The sequence below is a fragment of the Maritalea mediterranea genome, assembly GCF_021568695.1.
Taxonomy (GTDB): domain Bacteria; phylum Pseudomonadota; class Alphaproteobacteria; order Rhizobiales; family Devosiaceae; genus Maritalea; species Maritalea mediterranea.
In genome coordinates this window covers 145,576-161,700 of the sequence record NZ_JAKGTI010000002.1, presented here as the reverse complement: position 1 = coordinate 161,700, position 16,125 = coordinate 145,576, and the positions used below count along the sequence as shown (strand labels likewise).

The window sequence follows — 16,125 nt, the reverse complement described above, 5'->3', positions numbered from 1 at the left end:
TTGCGTCGCAAATGTATGTTGAACGCACTGAAAAGCGAAATCTGTCAAAGAGCGCTGTTAAACGATCATGTTTTGCCATTAGTCCAAAAAGTCGGAAAATTGATACCAATACAATCAAAAGTACTGCTATATGTGGGGTTAGTCAATTGATAGGAGCTCAAATGCTATTTCCACGACAAAAAACACCAGATCTTGAACTGGCCACATTGGATCATGGCGAGTTTAAACTCTCGAACGAACAGTCACAACGCGGCACCTTGATTTGCTTTTATCGCGGCTATCACTGTCCACTTTGTATTAAGTATTTGACGGAACTTGATCGCTTGGTACCCGAGTTTGAAAAGCGCGGCATAAATGTGATCGCGGTCAGCTCTGATGCCAAGGATAGAGCTGAACTGATGCGGGACAAAGTCGACGCAAAAAATCTGCGCTTTGGTTATGGCCTTCCGCTGACGGAAGCGCGGGATTGGGGACTTTTTATTTCGACATCGAACGGAAAAACTTCAGTGGGTGTTGAAGAACCGGACCTTTTTGCCGAACCCGGCTTGTTTTTGATCTCGCCCGATCGAAGCCTTTATTTCAGCTCAGTGCAGACCATGCCATTTGTACGCCCCAGCTTTAGAGAGATGTTGGGTGCTCTGGACTTTGTTATTGAGAAAAATTACCCCGCCCGTGGCGAATATCGCGGCGAAGTTTAGCTATTTCGGGGGCAATGCGCCGACAAATTCTGTGGCCAGGGCGATCCATGTGCGTAAGGCCTTGTCGTCGGTAATTTTGTCTGGGTGCACATGAATGAAGCCCTTCATCGTTTTGCCCGTAAAATCCATTACCTTGGCGCCGGGGCGGGAGAGGGCTTCTTCATAAAGCTCTGGCCCGACCCGCGCCATCAGCGTGCCATCTTTATGGGTGCCCACCAGCATGTTGCCGTTGAGCATAAAGGCGATGCCGCCGAACATTTTCTTTTCTTCAATGTTAGGATCATCGCCGATGATGTTGCGGATGCGATTTGCCAATGTTTCGCGTTCTTCACTCATGTCATGTGGTCCGCTTTTTTCAAATCGGGGTCCATATAGTCCCAGGCTGGACGCTCGGCCGTATAAAGGGCAACTTGTGGCTTGAACCAGTCAGAATTGTCAAATGTACCTACCGCGATGCCAACGGTGTCGGGCCGTTTGTCATGTTCTGCAAATAGGCGAGAGCCGCAATTGGGGCAGAAATGACGGGTGCGCATCTCTCCTGAATCCGCGGCCGAGCGATAGGTTTTTGTTTCGCCCCTAATGTCCACTTGATCCTTTTTATAAAAGGCTTGCGACATATGCCCGGTGCCCGAGAGACGGCGGCAGGCGCCGCAGTGGCAAGAGGCCATCCGCAATGGCTCACCGGTGACGGTAAATGTGACCTGGCCGCAATGGCATTGCCCTTTTTGCTGCATTCTTTCCCCCCAAATGAAAATTAGCTGTCGCGATAGGTGGCATATTGCGCCAACCCATCGCTGGTGTGGTCCCATTCATATTTGGAACGGGCGAAAATCATTGATTTTGGCGCGAATTGGTTTGCTGCCTCGCCCAACAGGCCAAGCGGAATCAACCGGTGCCCCTTCAGGCGCGTGGAGATGCCATAGACAGGCGTGCCGCAGCGGGTGCAGCGGTGGCGATGCACCGTGGCGCCACTATCTGCCGTGGTATCAAAATGAGTCGTTTCGCCTTCAAACTGCAACCGATCCTCTGGCCAAATGGCCAGCGCTGCATGGTCGGTGCCGGTGGATTTTTGGCAATCCTTACAGGCGCACAGCATCGTTGTTTTGGGCGGACCTGAAAGTGTCAACTTTGCTTGACCGCATGCACATTCCGCGCGAATATCTGCTTCTTTCATCATTCGAGTTTTGCGCGTTTCCCGCGTTGAATCAATTCACTAAATTGCGAGTATCGACCTTTACCAATGAAAATCTTTGATTTGCCGATTGAAACGGACCGGCTGCGATTGCGCCGGGTGCGCCATGATGATTTTGATGCGCTGTTTCCCATCCATTCCGACCCGGATGTATGCCGCTATCTGCCCTATGAACCGAGGGACGAGGCAGGCATGAAAGAGGCGCTGAACAAGCGGGTGGCGCTGGCGGAGCTGGAGCCCGGCGGCGATGCACTGTTTCTGGCCGTGGAGCTGAAAGAGACGGGCGAAGTGATTGGCGAGGTGCTGCTGTTTTATCTCAATGAAGAAGCGCGGCAGGGTGAAGTTGGCTATGTGTTTTCGCCCGAATTTCAGGGCAAAGGCTATGCTTATGAAGCGACCAACGCCTTTATGGATGTCTGTTTTGACGCGTTTAATCTGCACCGCATTTGCGCGCGCTGCTCTGCCGCCAATGATGCGTCCTGGCGGTTGATGGAAAAGCTGAATATGCGGCGAGAGGCGGATTTAAGAGAGCATGGGCTTTTCAAGGGCGAGTGGGATCATATGTATATCTATGCCATTTTGGAAGATGAGTGGCGGGCGCATAGGTCTTGATTTTTGTAGGCCTTCCGCTCTATGTGTCTGCGACTTATGTGAAGGACGATGACCATGGCAGGCACGGATAGCTCCAAAGGGTTTGAGCTGAAACCCACCCCGGCGGTGATTTTGTGTGAACCTCAATTGGGGGAAAATATCGGCACGGCCGCGCGGGCCATGGCCAATTTTGGTCTGTGGGATCTGCGCATCGTCAATCCGCGGGATGGGTGGCCAAGCGAGCGGGCGCGGGGCGCTGCGGCCAAGGCGGATCATGTGATTGACCGGGTGCAGGTGTTTGATCGGGTGGAAGACGCCATCGCCGATCTCAATCTCGTCTATGCCACCACGGCACGGTCGCGCGATATGTTTAAGCCGGTGATCGGGCCGGACGAGGCGGCAAACCAGATGGTGCCGCATATTCATTCCGGCCAGAAGGCGGGCGTCTTGTTTGGTCGTGAGCGCTGGGGGTTGAACAATGAAGAAGTGGCGCTTTGCGACTCCATCGTAACCCTGCCGGTGGAACCTGCCTTTGCCTCGCTCAACATCGCACAGGCGGTGCTGGTGCTGGCTTATGAATGGCGGCGGGCGGTGAATGGGGCCAAGGATTTGCCCTTTGCCGGCGATTTGGGCGAACCTGCGCCGCGCGAACAGCTGGTGGGGCTTTACGAACATTTGGAAGATGCGCTGGATCGGTCGAACTATTTCAAGGTGGCGCACAAGCGCCCCTCCATGGTGAATAATATTCGCTCGATGCTGGGGCGGGCCAAGTTCAATGTGCAGGAGGTGCGGACCTTTCGTGGTATTGTCGCCGCACTTGACCGGCGGCATGAGCGGCCGAACCCTCACCGGGAAAAACAGCGCCAGCAACAAAAAAAGGACGCCGAATAGGCGTCCTTTCAGTTTTGAAGGTATTTTTGCAGGCCTGAGCCTAGGCTTCGATCAGGCGGCGACGATATTCGCTTGCGCCATAAACAAAACCTGCGGTGATCGCCAAGCCGATGAACATGTGAAACCAGTTATATTGGTTGAGCATCGTAAAGATAAAAGTGGCGGCGTTGAAGCCTTCTTGAATGACCGTTTCTTCCAGCAAATTTTCATTGGCGAACATGCTTTCCAGTCGATAGGAAATGAAATTGCCGATCCGGCTCTCAAAATTGTCCACGCTGAAATAAAAGATGCGTTCGGCCAAAACCAGCAACCCCGGCACCACGAACGCCAACGGAATGCTCCAGCGCTTAAATACGGTGGACAGCAGCGCCACCCAGGCAAAGAAGGGAGCGTACCACAACAGGGCAAGCAAAACCATGACAGCGGCTGAGATGCTCATCTGAATATAGGTGCTGACAAAGCTGATTGGATCTGCGGTGCTGACACCAGGCACAAGGCTTGAAATCCAGATGGAGAACAAATAGGCCATCACACCGGCAATCAAAATCCATACGCCAATGGCCAGCGGGAAGACCGTTCCGCCTGCCAACACTTTTGAGCCCAGAATTTTCAGGTCTGATTGCGGCATGCTTTTCCAGAACAATAGCCCGTTATTCTTCCGGTCGGCACTGAAGGAATCCGCATAATAGAAGAACAGTGCGATCATCAAATAGATGGTCCATAGCACAATGGAAATGCCATAAAAGGCGGTGAACAAAGTTGCTTTGGAATCCATGGTCGTGAATTCCGCCCGGATTTCGCTTTCAATTTCGCTGTGGCCCAGCAAGATGGCCGAGGCAAACACAGTGATAATGATGAGCGTGATAACGGCCGGTGCAATCAAAAACGCACCGCGATGTTCCAAAAATTCCCGTTTTACGAGCGCGATATAGGGTTTCATATTATCTCTCCCTGACGGGTATCTTCACGCTGCATCAGCGCGACAAACAAATCTGAAATGGTTGGGGTGCTGACCTTGCCAAATGGTGCCAATTGATCGGCAGCCACGCCATCGAACACCATAATGGTCTGGCCGAATTTCTGCTCGACATAGATGGGCTTGAGCGCGTGCAGGGCGTCCAGTTCCTTCTCATCGGTGACAAGCTGGTGATAGCGGGTGCCCACATCTTCCATCGGGCAATCCAGAACCAATTCGCCATCTTTGATGAACATAATGTCGGAAAGCATAAATTCGATCTCATCCACCTGATGGGTGGTGATCAGCAGGGTGCGCTCTTCATGCATATAATCTTCCAACAATCGCTTATAGAAGCGCTTGCGGTAGGTAATGTCCAAGCCAAGGGTTGGCTCGTCCAAAACTAGAAGCGAAGCATCGATCGCCATGACGATAGCAAGGTGCAGCTGAGCGACCATACCTTTTGATAAAGCTTTGATCTTTGCATTAGCGCGGATGTCTGTGCCCTCAAGAAATCCATTTGCCTTCTCCCTGGAAAAGTTGGGGTGTATATCTTCAATCAAATCAAACAGTTCACGCACCTTGAGAAAGCGCGGCAAGCTGGCGACGTCGGAGATGAATGCAATGTCATTCATCAAGTTTGCGCGGTGTTGATATGGATTCTGGCCGAGGACGGTTATGTCGCCCTCGCAGTCGGTCAGGCCCAAAATCGCATTCAAAGTGGTGGTTTTGCCGGCACCATTGTGCCCCACCAGGCCCACAATGCGCCCCTTGGGAATGGTGAAATTCAGCCCGTGCAAAATCTCTTTTTTGTTGAAGCTCTTGCGCAAATTGCGGGCTTCAATCAGGGGCTTAGCTGTCTCGTTCATAACTCGCCTCTATTTTTCAGCGTGGCGCATCAGCTCGTTCATATCGAGATCTAATGCTTTGATTTGTTTCACAATGCGCGGCCATTCATTTTTCAAAAATGCCTCGCGTTCATGCGCCAAAAGCTCCTTGCGCGCGCCTTCAGCAACAAACATGCCTAAGCCTCTTCTTTTTTCGATGACGCCCAGATCAACAAGTGACTGGTAGGCTTTGGTGACCGTGAGCGGGTTGACTGACAAGTCTGTCGCAATATGCCGCACCGAGGGTAACGCTTCGCCTTCATTAACCGAACCTGTGATAATCATGTCGGTCAATCGCTCTCTGATCTGAACAAATATCGGCTGTGTTTCATTCCAATTGTTCATTGTGTCTCACTCATCTAGTGTATTAGAGTTGTAACACACTAAATGGGAGATGCAAGTGCTTTTTAAAGAGGCAGGGGCAAAAAACTTACAGTTAATCGTCAGAAGCCCGGAATTTGGCGGGTTTTGCGGTTGACTTTTTGTAAGGGCTGATCTAATTCAGCGCGATCAATTGGTTGTTTCAATCAATTGTGCACCCGGGATCTTCGGTTTTCATGCGCGGTTTACCCGCAGCAAGCGTGTTTTTCGCAAGATCTGTCGGTTTCGACTCTATTTATAGAGGCGGAGCAGAGGAGGGCGCAGTCATTCATTACGATTTAAGAAGGACGAGCGATGTCTAAACGCCATTCTGAGAAATATAAAATTGACCGCCGCTTGGGCGAAAATATCTGGGGCCGTCCGAAAAGCCCTGTAAACCGTCGTGAATATGGCCCAGGCCAGCACGGCCAGCGTCGTCGCGGCAAGCTTTCTGACTTTGGTTTGCAGTTGCGCGCCAAGCAAAAGCTTAAAGGCTATTACGGCAACCTGACTGAGAAATCATTCAAGCGCGTATATAATGAAGCGACACGTCAAAAAGGCGACACCGGTGAATTGTTGATCGGTTTGCTTGAGCAACGTTTGGACGCTGTTGTTTACCGCGCCAAGTTTGTGCCGACCGTTTTTGCGGCCCGTCAGTTCGTCAACCACGGCCATGTGTTGGTGAACGGCCAGCGCGTGAACATTCCATCCTACCGCCTCAATGTTGGCGATGTGGTTGAGATCCGTGAAAAATCAAAGCAGCTGGCATTGGTTCTGGAAGCGACACAATTGGCCGAGCGCGATGTGCCTGACTATGTAGACGTTGATCATTCTAAAATGACAGCTTCATTGACCCGCATCCCCCAGTTGTCCGATGTGCCATATCCGGTTCAAATGGAACCAAACTTGGTTGTTGAATTTTACTCTCGTTAAGTCGAGACGAAGATCAAAGAAAAGGCCGCCCGTTTGGGCGGCCTTTTTTGTTTGGGAAAACGCCTGTCCGATCAAACAGGAGATTCGGGCAATGGTGAGCCTTCAGGAATTTCTGCCTCAAATTTGCGCAAACGTTTATAGACCGACATCAGCTTGATGATGGCCGGCCATGAATCCACCAGATATTGCAAGGAACTTTCCACGCGACCAAAGGCGTTGGCCACCTGTTGGTAAACGCCAAGCGTGATGGCTCCAGCCAGAATCGAAGGGCCAAGCGCAATAAGCGGGATAAAGTTTGACGCCTGATTGTAAGCAGAGCGAACCAGATTGAAATAGAGGTAGTGGAAGAACAGGCGAAAATAGTTTTTCTGCACATCCAAATAGAGCTCTTTCACCGTTTGGGGCTGTGCCCGCTCTTCATGATCTTCCGCATACACCAATTCCTTGCGATATGCCGCTTCTACTTTTTGGTTGTTAAACTCCAAGCCCGGCAGCTTAATACCCACAGCGGCCAACACCACTGTACCGAATGCGGCAGAGAGCAGCGCAACCCAGATTAGCGAGCCGGGTACTTCGCCGATCAATGGAAGGGCTGTGATTTGCTGAGAGAGGCCCCACAAAATTGGCAGGAACACAGCCAAGGTCATCAAGGCGTAAACAAAATTCACGCCCAATGATTCCAAGCCATCAGCAAATCGCATCGCATCTTCCTGAATACGCTGGGAGGCACCCTCTACATGTCGCAAATGTGGCCAAAAACTCATATAATAGAAGTTCATCGCCGTTCTCCAGCGGAAGACATAATGGCTGGTGAAGAAGTTAATCAGTACGATAAGCAGGATATTGGGCGCAGCAACATAGGCCACAAAAATCAAATTGCCCCAATAGTCTTCCGGCGCGATGCTGCCAGGGTTGGTCAGTGCGGTTTGAACAATATTGAAGAAATCGCCATACCAGTCGTTCAACCAAGCCTGCACCTGTACGTTTGCAAACAGCATCAGAATGATCGTTGCGGAACCCACAACGGACCACCAATACCAGCGATGACGTTGGACAAAATACCAAGGCACACAAAACAAATAAACGCCCATGATCACAAATTGATAGAGCCAGACCTTCTGGTTGGTGAGGAAGGGGGTTGGATCATCACCGGGATTTGGCGTAAGTATTGGATCAAGACTGATGACGCTTTGAAGTGCCGGACCAATGGTGAACCAGATCAAGAAGCAAAGGGCGGCCCACACCACGGCGCTGCCGAAGAACAGCTTTGGTGCCGGAAAGAACGAACGAAACATATAAATGCCTCCCAAGATTTTCAATCAATAGATGCAAAATTTGGAAGGTGTGTAAATCAAATTTCTTCAAGACATCAATTTATTAACGGCATTTGTGTAATCTTTGGCTAAATAGTGTATTATTAACACCATATTTTCGTTTTTTTGTCATTTTAGGCGAAAGCCTTTTCGCTTTAGCATATTTATGGGTGGACTATGCGTGTCAGATTTGACGACTTGCTGGAAAAACTTCCTGGACCGGCCACGCGCAAGTGGCCGAATGGGGTTTGGTTTGCGCCTGCGTTCTCCTCAGACACCCTTTCCGTGCAACTCTATACGCCCAAGACGGGCACCTATCCGACCCCGCCAGGTGTAAATATCATTTATATGGCCATTCGTGGACGCGCTGATATCTCGATTGCGGGCCAAAGACACGATATGCAGATTGGGGATGTGGTGCCCGTAGAGGCAGATGTGCCACACGAGTTTGTCAGCTTTACCAGCGATTTTGCGGTTTATGTGGTGTTTTGGCGCTCGTTGGCGCAGATTAAGGAACGCGAAAAGGCCAAAGCGGCAGCCCGGCGCAAAGCGCAGGAAAACGCGTAAATCCCTTTATTGTTGATGCAAAAACCGTTATGCCGGGGCCTTGATTAATCAATGAGTGCGCCCATGGATCGAGCCGTTTTGCCCATTCAGAACCTTTTTGCCGACATGCCCAAATCAGTGGAGTTCGGCAAGTTGCGCAAGCGCCTGCTGCGGCAGGTGGAAACAGCGCTGAACACCTATCATATGCATCAAGTAGAGGGCCGTTGGCTGGTGGCGCTCTCGGGCGGCAAGGATTCTTATGGTTTGCTGGCGCTGCTGCTGGAACTGCAATCGCGTGGTGTGCTGAAACAGGATATTCTCGCTTGCAATCTGGATCAGGGCCAGCCTCATTTCCCTAAAGAGGTGCTGCCGAACTATCTGGACAGTCTTGGCATCGCCCATCGCATTGAATATCGCGACACCTATTCCATCGTGAAAGACAAGGTGCCGGAGGGAAATACCTATTGCTCGCTTTGCTCACGGTTGCGGCGCGGGCACCTCTATCGCATCGCCCGGGAAGAAGGATGTTCCGCCGTGGTGTTGGGGCACCATCGCGACGATATGCTGGAGACTTTTTTGCTCAACATGTTCTTTGGCGGCAAAATGGCCACCATGCCGCCCAAACTCACCAATGATGAGGGGGACTTGGCGGTGTTGCGCCCACTGGCCCTGTGTGAAGAGCAGGATTTGCAAAAATTTGCCGACGGAATGCAATTCCCGATCATACCGTGCGACCTTTGCGGGTCTCAGGATGGATTGCAACGGCAAATGATGAAGCAGATGCTGGCGGATATGGAGCGCAAATCACCGGGACGCAAGGACCGCATGTTTGCGGCCCTGCAGAATGTCAAAGCCAGCCATTTGCTGGACCCCGAGCTATTTGATTTTGGTGGTGACGCGCCCGCCTGATTATTCGCCCGGCGCGACCACGGCAAAGTGAGGTGCACGGTTTTGCTTGATGGGCAAATGCAGTGCTGCAGAAAGCAGGCCGATCATCATGCCCAGATACCACACCAGATCATAATTGCCGGTCAGATCAAAGCTGACGCCGCCCAACCAGACGCCGAAGAAGGAGCCGATCTGGTGGGACAGGAACGCAAAGCCATAAAGCATGCCCATATATTTGGGGCCAAAGAAGTCTGTGACCAGCGCGGCGGTGGGCGGCACAGTGGCCAGCCACAGTAGGCCGGTGATGGCGGCAAAGATATAGGTGGTCCATTCTGAAATCGGCAGCAGCAGGAACAGGCCGGTGATCACCACACGGCTGAGATAGATGCTGGCCAGCAGGAACTGTTTGGGCAAGCGTCCGGCCAGATAGCCCGCACCCAACGATCCGACAATGTTGAACAGACCGATCAGTGCCAACGCCCAGCTGCCCACGGTGGGGCTGAGCCCACACTGCACCAGATAGGCGGGCATATGCACGGTAACGAAGGCCAAATGGAAACCACAGACGAAAAAGCCAATCACCAGCAGTACATAGGAGCGGTGTTTGAAGGCCTCGCGCAGGGTTTCAAACACTGGCATGTCGCGGCCATCGTCGGCCTGGTGTTCGGATTTGCCGCGCAAAAAGAAGGAAAGCGGGATAATCGCCAGCAAGGTGATGGCAAAAATCAGCAACGCGTTTTGCCAGCCAAAGCCATTGATCAATTGTTGACCCACCGGCGCAAATACAAACTGACCGGCAGAAGAGGCGGCGGTGGCGATGCCAAAAACAAAGCTGCGCTTTTCCGCCGGAACGGCACGGCCGAAGGCGGCCATCACCACGGCGAACGACGCGGTGCCGATGCCTAAGCCCATCAACAGGCCTGCGCCCAAAAATAGCGTCCATTCTGTGCCCCCATAGGCGAGCAGCAGCACGCCCAACGCATAGACGATGGTGCCGATGACAAGGGTTTTGGCGGTGCCATGCTTATCGGCAAAGCCACCTGCGATCGGCTGGATCAGGCCCCAGATCAGGTTTTGGACAGCAAACGCGAGGCCCCATGTTTCGCGTGACCAGCCAAATTCAGCCGTGACGGGCACAGTAAACAGCCCCGCGGTGGAGCGCACGCCAAAGGACATCATCGCGATTAAACAACCAGCAATGATGATGAAGGTCAACGGAACGCGCACGGGCGCGAGTGGGGTGGTTGCGGTGGTGCTCATAGGCTCTCGCAAGGTTCAGGCACATAAATTGCCCTGATCACTTCAAATGGGCAAATCAAATTTTTTGATCAACAATACTGCAATCGAGTTTAGCCCGGCCAAAACTCAGGATATTGGATCAAATTGCGGTTTGAACAATCTACCGTTTTCGGCAATCAACACGAAGCACATGCTGACGCTGCCCAATACCACATAGCCCAGGGCAATGGGCAGCACAGAGCCATTATAAGCCTGGCCAATAAACGTGCCGAGCAGGGCACCGCCGACGGTTTGCATAAAACCAAAAACGGAGGCAGCGGTGCCGGCCACGCGGCCCAATGGCTCCATCGAGAGTGAGTTGAAATTGGTGCCCATGAGGCCGAACAGGAACATGACCGGGGCTTGGATCGCCATAAAGGCCCATAAAGGTAAGGCGCCCAAATAAGCGAGGATAGACCACAACAGGCTTAGAGAAATAAAGCCGATCAGGGCGCTATGGGATAATTTGCGCATGCCGAACCGGCCCACAAGTCGCGAATTGATGAAGGAGGCCAGCGACATAACCGTGGCGATAAAGGCAAAGGCGGCGGGGAACCAGGGGCCAAGGCCATACAATTCGCCATAGATTTGCTGCGATGGGGCCAGAAAGCCGAACAGCGCGCCCAAGGCGACCATATTGGCCAAGCCGTAGGACAGCGCCATGCGGTTTGAGAACACAATGGCAAAGCCCTCTATAATGATTTTGGGGCGGAAGGCGCGCCGGTTTTCGGGTGCCAGTGTTTCGGGCAGGCGCGTGATGGTCCAGATGGCGGCAAAAATGGCAATTAGCGCCATGGCATAATAGATAAACTGCCAGGGACCGAACAGAATGATCAACTGCCCAAAGGTGGGGGCCAGCACGGGCATGATCATAAAGACCATCATGATCAGTGACATCACTTCAGCCATGGCGCGGCCGCCAAAGCAATCGCGCACCATAGACAGCGCCACCACGCGGGATGCGCCAGCGCCCAAGCCCTGAATGACGCGCATCACCAGCATGGCGTTTAAGTCTGTGGTCATGGCCCCACCTACAGCGGCAAGGATGTAAATGGTGACCCCGATCAGAAAAGTGTTTCGGCGCCCAATGGCATCGCAAAGCGGGCCGAAGAACAGCTGGGAGAAGCCAAAGCCGATCAAAAAGAAGGTGACGATGAATTGCCGGTGATTTTCCGCTTCCACCTGCATGGCCTCGCCAATCATGGGCAGGGCAGGCAGCATCACATCAATGGCCAAAGCATTGAGCGCCATAATCAGCGCAGCCAGTCCGATAAACTCAATCCGGTTTACGGACGGATTCAATTTTGCAATTTTCATGGGTCACCTGAGTGAGGTTGTCGACTAACCCCCAGGCTGCGCGAAGATCTGGGAGGAATCGCGAAACAGCCAGGTCGATATGTCAGACAATCATGCCAGCTAAGGCAAAAAAGCGCAATAGGTTTGACCAATTGGTTGACCGGGGGCAGAAACCGGCCTAGGTGACGTGCAGTTGATGGCCCCATGCGGGGTGAAGGAGTGCCTATGCTGGGTGTGTTTGAGAGTATTTTGCCGGTCTTTGCCATTATTGTGCTGGGCTTTTTGCTGCGGCGCTTTAACTTTGTGGAGGCCAGCAAATGGCAGGTGGTGGATGAGCTGTGCTTTTGGATATTGTTTCCCGCGCTCTTGGCCAGCACGCTGATCAACACCGATTTGGGCACCATCGAGTTTGACAAAATCCTGTTGGTGTTGATGGGCATGATCACCACCATGGCGGTGATCTTTCTGGCGCTCTATCCCTTCTTTCGCAAGGTGATGCAATTGCGGCGCCCGCAATATACAACTTTGTTTCAATCCGTGACGCGCTGGCATGGTTTTATTGCTATGGCGCTGGTGCTGAAATTTTTCGGCGATCCGGGGCTGGCGGTGATTGCCGTTGCGTTTGTGGCGCTGGTGCCGGTTTTGCAATTGCTGAATGTGACAGTGCTGTCCGTATTTTCGGAAGAGCATAAATTTAGCTATTTCAATGTGTTAAAGCAGATTTCTCGCAATCCGATTCTGTGGGGCTGTATTGTGGGCATTGTGGTCAACTTCACAGGTATGCCCGTTTGGGACCCGGTGTTGACCTTTCTTGATTTGCTGGGCCGGGCAGCACTTGGCATTTCGCTGCTGGCGCTGGGGGCGGGGTTGAGCTTGCGCGCGGCGCTGAAGCCTAGTCCGGTGGTCGGCGTGGCCGTCGTCAGCAAGCTGATCCTTGTGCCGATTGTGATGTTCGGCTTTTCGGTGCTGTTCGGCGTCACCGGTGATGCCTTTATCATTTTGATGATTAGTGCCGGGGTGCCCACCGCCATGAATGGCTATGTGTTGGCCAAGAAGATGGGCGGTGATGCTGAGCTTTATGCCTCTATCGCGACCATCCAGACTGCACTTTCCTTCTTCACCCTGCCGGTGATTATTTTGCTGGCGCGCTGGTGGGTAGGGGCATAGTGGGCTGCAAGCGCGCACCGAGCAAGCTGGCACAGCAGGACAAAATGCCCACCACCATAAAGCCTGCGGCGATGGGGGCAATCGTATCATTATAGAAGCTGCCAATAATGGCACCGACCACGGCGCCGCCGGCGCTGGAAATGAAGCCGAGCACGGATGCCGCTGTGCCAGCCACCCGCTTCATGGGGATCATGGCGAGGCTATTCTGATTAACCCCGGCCAGCCCGAAGCAGAAATTGAGCGGTTGGTGCAGCAACACCAGCAGCCAGAGCGGCAGCACGCCCATGACGAGCGAGAAGGTCAGCCAAATTGCGCCCAACAGGGCAAAGGTGGCGCTGGCCACGAAGGCGACCTTTTCAACTGAAAATCGATCCACCAGACGAGAATTGATAAAGGAAGCGACCGCTAGATTGGACGCTGTAAGGGCAATCATCAAAGGATAGATGGGGCCAAGGTCATAAATCTCAAGATATATTTGGGGGGAGGTGCCCAAAAAGCCGATAATGGCGCCCAGCAGCAGCGCCTGGGCCCAGCCGAATAAGAGCGATGACGGCGTGGTGAAAACGATGCGAAAGCCTTCCAATATGATTTTGGGGCGAAAGGCTCGGGTGTTTTCGATAGACAATGTTTCCGGCAGGCGCAGAAACACCCAGACCAGTGCGATCACCGCCATGATGGCCATAAAGGCAAAAGTGCTTTGCCAGGGCAAAAAGGTGATCAGCAATTGGCCCAGGCTGGGCGCGATGATGGGCATGGCCATAAACACCATCACAATCAGTGACATGGTTTTGGCCAGCTTTTTACCCTCAAACACATCGCGCACCACGGCAAAAGCGATCACGCGGGACGCGCCCGCGCCGAGGCCTTGCACCAGCCGCAGCACGAGCAGGGAGTTGAAATCGGTGACGAACGCGGCAAGGGCGACGGGCACAAAGAAAATCAAAATGCCGATAAAGGCTGTGTTGCGACGGCCGATGGCGTCAGATAGCGGGCCGTAGAAAAGTTGGCTCAGGCCAAACCCCACCAAGTAATAGGTGATCACCAATTGCTGCTGATTGTCGCCGATTGCGCCCAGGGAGGTCGCGATTTCCGGCAGGGCGGGCAACATTATATCAATGGCCACCGCATTGAGCGCCATCAGGGTGGCGGCCAGCAGCACGAATTCGATATAGTTGGTGTTGGGATTAAGCTTTAAACGCATCGGATTAGTCGCAAAAAAATGAAGTGCGCTATTGATGCGGGAGGTTTGACCAATTGGCAAGCCCTGACAGAAGGTTTCCGTCAGGGCTAAAGTTTTCTATCCGGGCAGTTTACCGTTGATCACATATTCAAGGATGTGCACCACCTGCTCCGGTGTTTCGATCACCGCGAGGGCTGAGGCATCCACTTCCTTGAGCGCGTGTTGATGGTCAGCGCCATGCATCACGATCAATGGTAAGCCAAGGGCCGCAGCGAATCCGGCGTCGAAAGCGGCGTTCCACTGCTTATATTTGTCGCCAAAACGCACCACCACAATGTCGGCTTCGCCCAAGAGGGTGCGGGTGCGGATGGCGTTCAACTTGGCGCCCTTATGGTCGTGCCAGAACTTGTTTGGCTCTTCGCCCATAATGGCGACGCCGCAATCATCGGACGCGCCATGATCGGTGACGGGTGCGGAAAATTCGACCGGCAAGCCTGCAGCTTCACAGCCCTTTTCGATTTCCTCGCGCCAATCGGTGTGGATTTCGCCAGAAAGATAGACGTTCCAAATGCGGGTCATTAGCTGGCCTGTTTGGCTTTGATGCCTTTATCAGCAAAAAGCTGCTGCAATTCGCCTTCTTGCGCCATCTCGCGGATAATGTCGCAACCGCCAACAAATTCGCCCTTCACATAAAGCTGGGGAATGGTGGGCCAGTTTGAATATTGCTTGATGCCTTCGCGCAGCTCGTTGCTTTCCAGCACATTGGCGCTGGCATATTCGACTTCAAGATAGTTCAAGATCTGAGCCACTTGGCCGGAGAAACCGCACTGGGGGAAATCCGGCGTGCCTTTCATAAACAGAAACACGTCATTGTTTTTTACTTGTTCGTCGATAAATGCGTTGATGTCGCTCATAATGCTTTCCTTTATATTCGGGGTTAAGGCCCGACAAGGTGACCAATTAGGCCCTAAATAGGATAGACAGACCTAAATGTCGAGGATGATGCTCATCAATTTTGTCGCATGGCGCGCATGCGCTCGAGGAAGGCCTTGACCGCATAGGAGGGATAGCCGAGCAACTCGCTCATTTCCAACTCCTCGCGCAGATCATGCTCACCTTCAATCATATGCTTGCGCAAAAGGGTGACGAGCCGGTCTTTTTCTGCTTCATATTGTGGCAGATAATAGATCACGGGAGCCACGGGCACGATGTCCAATTGGCCGCTTTCCTTGAACAATTGCTGCAAATAGTCGGCACGTTCCTGCCAGACATAGCGCTTGATCTGTTCGGAGATCACATATGGACGGAAAGTCTCTTCTGGATCATTGTCGCCGAAATAAGCGATTTTTTTGCGTCCACCCAGCATCAAATCAAGTTCGCGGCCCTCATGGGGCGGGCGATTGACTGGCGCTTCCATATCGAACACAAGGATGAACGCGCCGCCGCGTGTGATCTCTTCGCGTTCTTGCACGGCAATAAAGCCCTGTTTCTCATAAAAACCGAGGGCCGGATGGGATGAGGTGAGGACGATCTTTTCCGGGCGGCCCTTTAATATTTCGCTGATCGTGCGGTTATAAAGCGCTGTGGCAACGCCTTTGTGCTGATGCTCGGGCGCAACGAACAGCGCAGTCATTTCATAGCCGCGGTGGCCGCTAAAGCCGATCGGGCAATCGTTTTCATCTAAGGCCACAAAAAAGACCTCGCCATCCTGTGCAGACTGTTTATAGCCTTCGGGAATGAGGCCATGTGCCCAGCTTTCGCGGGCGGTACGATCATGAAACTTGTTCGGCACAGCCAGAATGGCCGCCCTGTGAATGTCAGGGAGTTGGTCCCAATGCTCATCGGCGATGGGGACGATTTTTACCTTTGTGGCTCCAATTGGTTTTTCACCCATAGGCGCTCGAAAAAATCTTCTCTTTCAAATTTTGCAGCAGCTTGTCGCCCTCGCGT

General features: G+C 52.8%; 20 protein-coding genes. 7 read left to right on the top strand and 13 right to left on the bottom strand.

Going from position 1 to position 16,125, the window contains the following annotated elements; all coding sequences use genetic code 11:
- Positions 1–11 precede the first annotated feature (11 nt).
- Positions 12–698: a peroxiredoxin-like family protein gene (locus L1I42_RS09840; RefSeq protein ID WP_369413094.1), complete on the top strand. Its 687-nt coding sequence runs from the start codon at positions 12–14 to the stop codon at positions 696–698.
- On the opposite strand, the gene L1I42_RS09835 is transcribed toward L1I42_RS09840, so the two are convergent.
- From L1I42_RS09835 to L1I42_RS09825, 3 genes are read right to left on the bottom strand one after another with little or no spacing between them, the layout of a single operon-like run.
- Entirely contained in the window at positions 699–1,034 is a 336-nt protein-coding gene (locus tag L1I42_RS09835) for a TfoX/Sxy family protein (protein ID WP_236114355.1), read from the bottom strand.
- The gene (locus tag L1I42_RS09830) at positions 1,031–1,432 is read right to left on the bottom strand and encodes a GFA family protein (protein ID WP_236114354.1); all 402 of its coding nucleotides are present in this window, start codon (positions 1,430–1,432) and stop codon (positions 1,031–1,033) included. The genes L1I42_RS09835 and L1I42_RS09830 overlap by 4 nt, the downstream gene beginning before the upstream one ends.
- Positions 1,433–1,452: 20 nt before the next feature.
- Positions 1,453–1,875, bottom strand: a complete 423-nt coding sequence (locus tag L1I42_RS09825) for a GFA family protein (protein ID WP_236114353.1) — start codon at positions 1,873–1,875, stop codon at positions 1,453–1,455.
- Between the two features lie 63 nt (positions 1,876–1,938).
- Here L1I42_RS09825 and L1I42_RS09820 point away from each other — a divergent pair, with 63 nt between their 5' ends.
- A complete protein-coding gene (locus L1I42_RS09820; protein ID WP_236114352.1) occupies positions 1,939–2,502 on the top strand; it encodes a GNAT family N-acetyltransferase in 564 nt (187 codons plus the stop codon).
- A 54-nt stretch (positions 2,503–2,556) separates the two neighbouring features.
- Positions 2,557–3,372 carry an RNA methyltransferase gene (locus L1I42_RS09815; protein WP_236114351.1) on the top strand — a complete coding sequence of 272 codons (816 nt, stop codon included), beginning with the start codon at positions 2,557–2,559 and terminating at the stop codon, positions 3,370–3,372.
- A gap of 40 nt (positions 3,373–3,412) precedes the next feature.
- Here L1I42_RS09815 and L1I42_RS09810 read toward each other — a convergent pair whose 3' ends face one another.
- From L1I42_RS09810 to L1I42_RS09800, 3 genes are read right to left on the bottom strand one after another with little or no spacing between them, the layout of a single operon-like run.
- Positions 3,413–4,312: a hypothetical protein gene (locus L1I42_RS09810; protein WP_236114350.1), complete on the bottom strand. Its 900-nt coding sequence runs from the start codon at positions 4,310–4,312 to the stop codon at positions 3,413–3,415.
- Positions 4,309–5,196 carry an ABC transporter ATP-binding protein gene (locus tag L1I42_RS09805; RefSeq protein WP_236114349.1) on the bottom strand — a complete coding sequence of 296 codons (888 nt, stop codon included), beginning with the start codon at positions 5,194–5,196 and terminating at the stop codon, positions 4,309–4,311. Before L1I42_RS09805 ends, L1I42_RS09810 begins: the two co-directional genes overlap by 4 nt.
- Before the next feature lie 9 nt (positions 5,197–5,205).
- Positions 5,206–5,559, bottom strand: coding sequence for a GntR family transcriptional regulator (locus L1I42_RS09800; protein ID WP_236114348.1), 354 nt, complete (start codon positions 5,557–5,559; stop codon positions 5,206–5,208).
- 330 nt (positions 5,560–5,889) lie between these two features.
- Here L1I42_RS09800 and rpsD point away from each other — a divergent pair, with 330 nt between their 5' ends.
- Positions 5,890–6,507, top strand: a complete 618-nt coding sequence (gene rpsD, locus L1I42_RS09795; protein WP_236114347.1) for a 30S ribosomal protein S4 — start codon at positions 5,890–5,892, stop codon at positions 6,505–6,507.
- Positions 6,508–6,578: 71 nt separating this feature from the next.
- Here the strand turns inward: rpsD and sbmA are convergent, their stop codons facing one another.
- A complete protein-coding gene (gene sbmA / locus L1I42_RS09790) occupies positions 6,579–7,802 on the bottom strand; it encodes a peptide antibiotic transporter SbmA (protein WP_236114346.1) in 1,224 nt (407 codons plus the stop codon).
- A gap of 195 nt (positions 7,803–7,997) precedes the next feature.
- Between sbmA and L1I42_RS09785 the strand changes: the two genes are divergently transcribed.
- Together L1I42_RS09785 and ttcA are read left to right on the top strand one after the other, a co-directional pair.
- A complete protein-coding gene (locus tag L1I42_RS09785; RefSeq protein ID WP_236114345.1) occupies positions 7,998–8,387 on the top strand; it encodes a cupin domain-containing protein in 390 nt (129 codons plus the stop codon).
- A gap of 63 nt (positions 8,388–8,450) precedes the next feature.
- Positions 8,451–9,275, top strand: a complete 825-nt coding sequence (ttcA, locus tag L1I42_RS09780; RefSeq protein WP_236114344.1) for a tRNA 2-thiocytidine(32) synthetase TtcA — start codon at positions 8,451–8,453, stop codon at positions 9,273–9,275.
- Here ttcA and L1I42_RS09775 read toward each other — a convergent pair whose 3' ends face one another.
- Together L1I42_RS09775 and L1I42_RS09770 are read right to left on the bottom strand one after the other, a co-directional pair.
- Positions 9,276–10,514, bottom strand: coding sequence for an MFS transporter (locus L1I42_RS09775; RefSeq protein WP_236114343.1), 1,239 nt, complete (start codon positions 10,512–10,514; stop codon positions 9,276–9,278).
- A gap of 105 nt (positions 10,515–10,619) precedes the next feature.
- Positions 10,620–11,849: a multidrug effflux MFS transporter gene (locus L1I42_RS09770; protein ID WP_236114342.1), complete on the bottom strand. Its 1,230-nt coding sequence runs from the start codon at positions 11,847–11,849 to the stop codon at positions 10,620–10,622.
- 204 nt (positions 11,850–12,053) lie between these two features.
- Between L1I42_RS09770 and L1I42_RS09765 the strand changes: the two genes are divergently transcribed.
- Entirely contained in the window at positions 12,054–12,995 is a 942-nt protein-coding gene (locus L1I42_RS09765; protein ID WP_236114341.1) for an AEC family transporter, read from the top strand.
- Here L1I42_RS09765 and L1I42_RS09760 read toward each other — a convergent pair.
- The 4 genes from L1I42_RS09760 to L1I42_RS09745 all read right to left on the bottom strand — a co-directional run bounded on the left by L1I42_RS09760 (position 12,961) and on the right by L1I42_RS09745 (position 16,069).
- Positions 12,961–14,196, bottom strand: coding sequence for a multidrug effflux MFS transporter (locus tag L1I42_RS09760; RefSeq protein WP_236114340.1), 1,236 nt, complete (start codon positions 14,194–14,196; stop codon positions 12,961–12,963). The genes L1I42_RS09765 and L1I42_RS09760 overlap by 35 nt on opposite strands.
- A gap of 96 nt (positions 14,197–14,292) precedes the next feature.
- On the bottom strand, positions 14,293–14,754 hold the full coding sequence (locus tag L1I42_RS09755) for a YtoQ family protein (RefSeq protein WP_236114339.1): 462 nt from the start codon (positions 14,752–14,754) through the stop codon (positions 14,293–14,295).
- Complete coding sequence (gene grxD / locus L1I42_RS09750; protein ID WP_236114338.1) at positions 14,754–15,089, bottom strand: Grx4 family monothiol glutaredoxin; 336 nt, start codon at positions 15,087–15,089, stop codon at positions 14,754–14,756. Before grxD ends, L1I42_RS09755 begins: the two co-directional genes overlap by 1 nt.
- Positions 15,090–15,184: 95 nt before the next feature.
- Entirely contained in the window at positions 15,185–16,069 is an 885-nt protein-coding gene (locus L1I42_RS09745; RefSeq protein WP_236114337.1) for a GNAT family N-acetyltransferase, read from the bottom strand.
- Positions 16,070–16,125 lie beyond the last annotated feature (56 nt).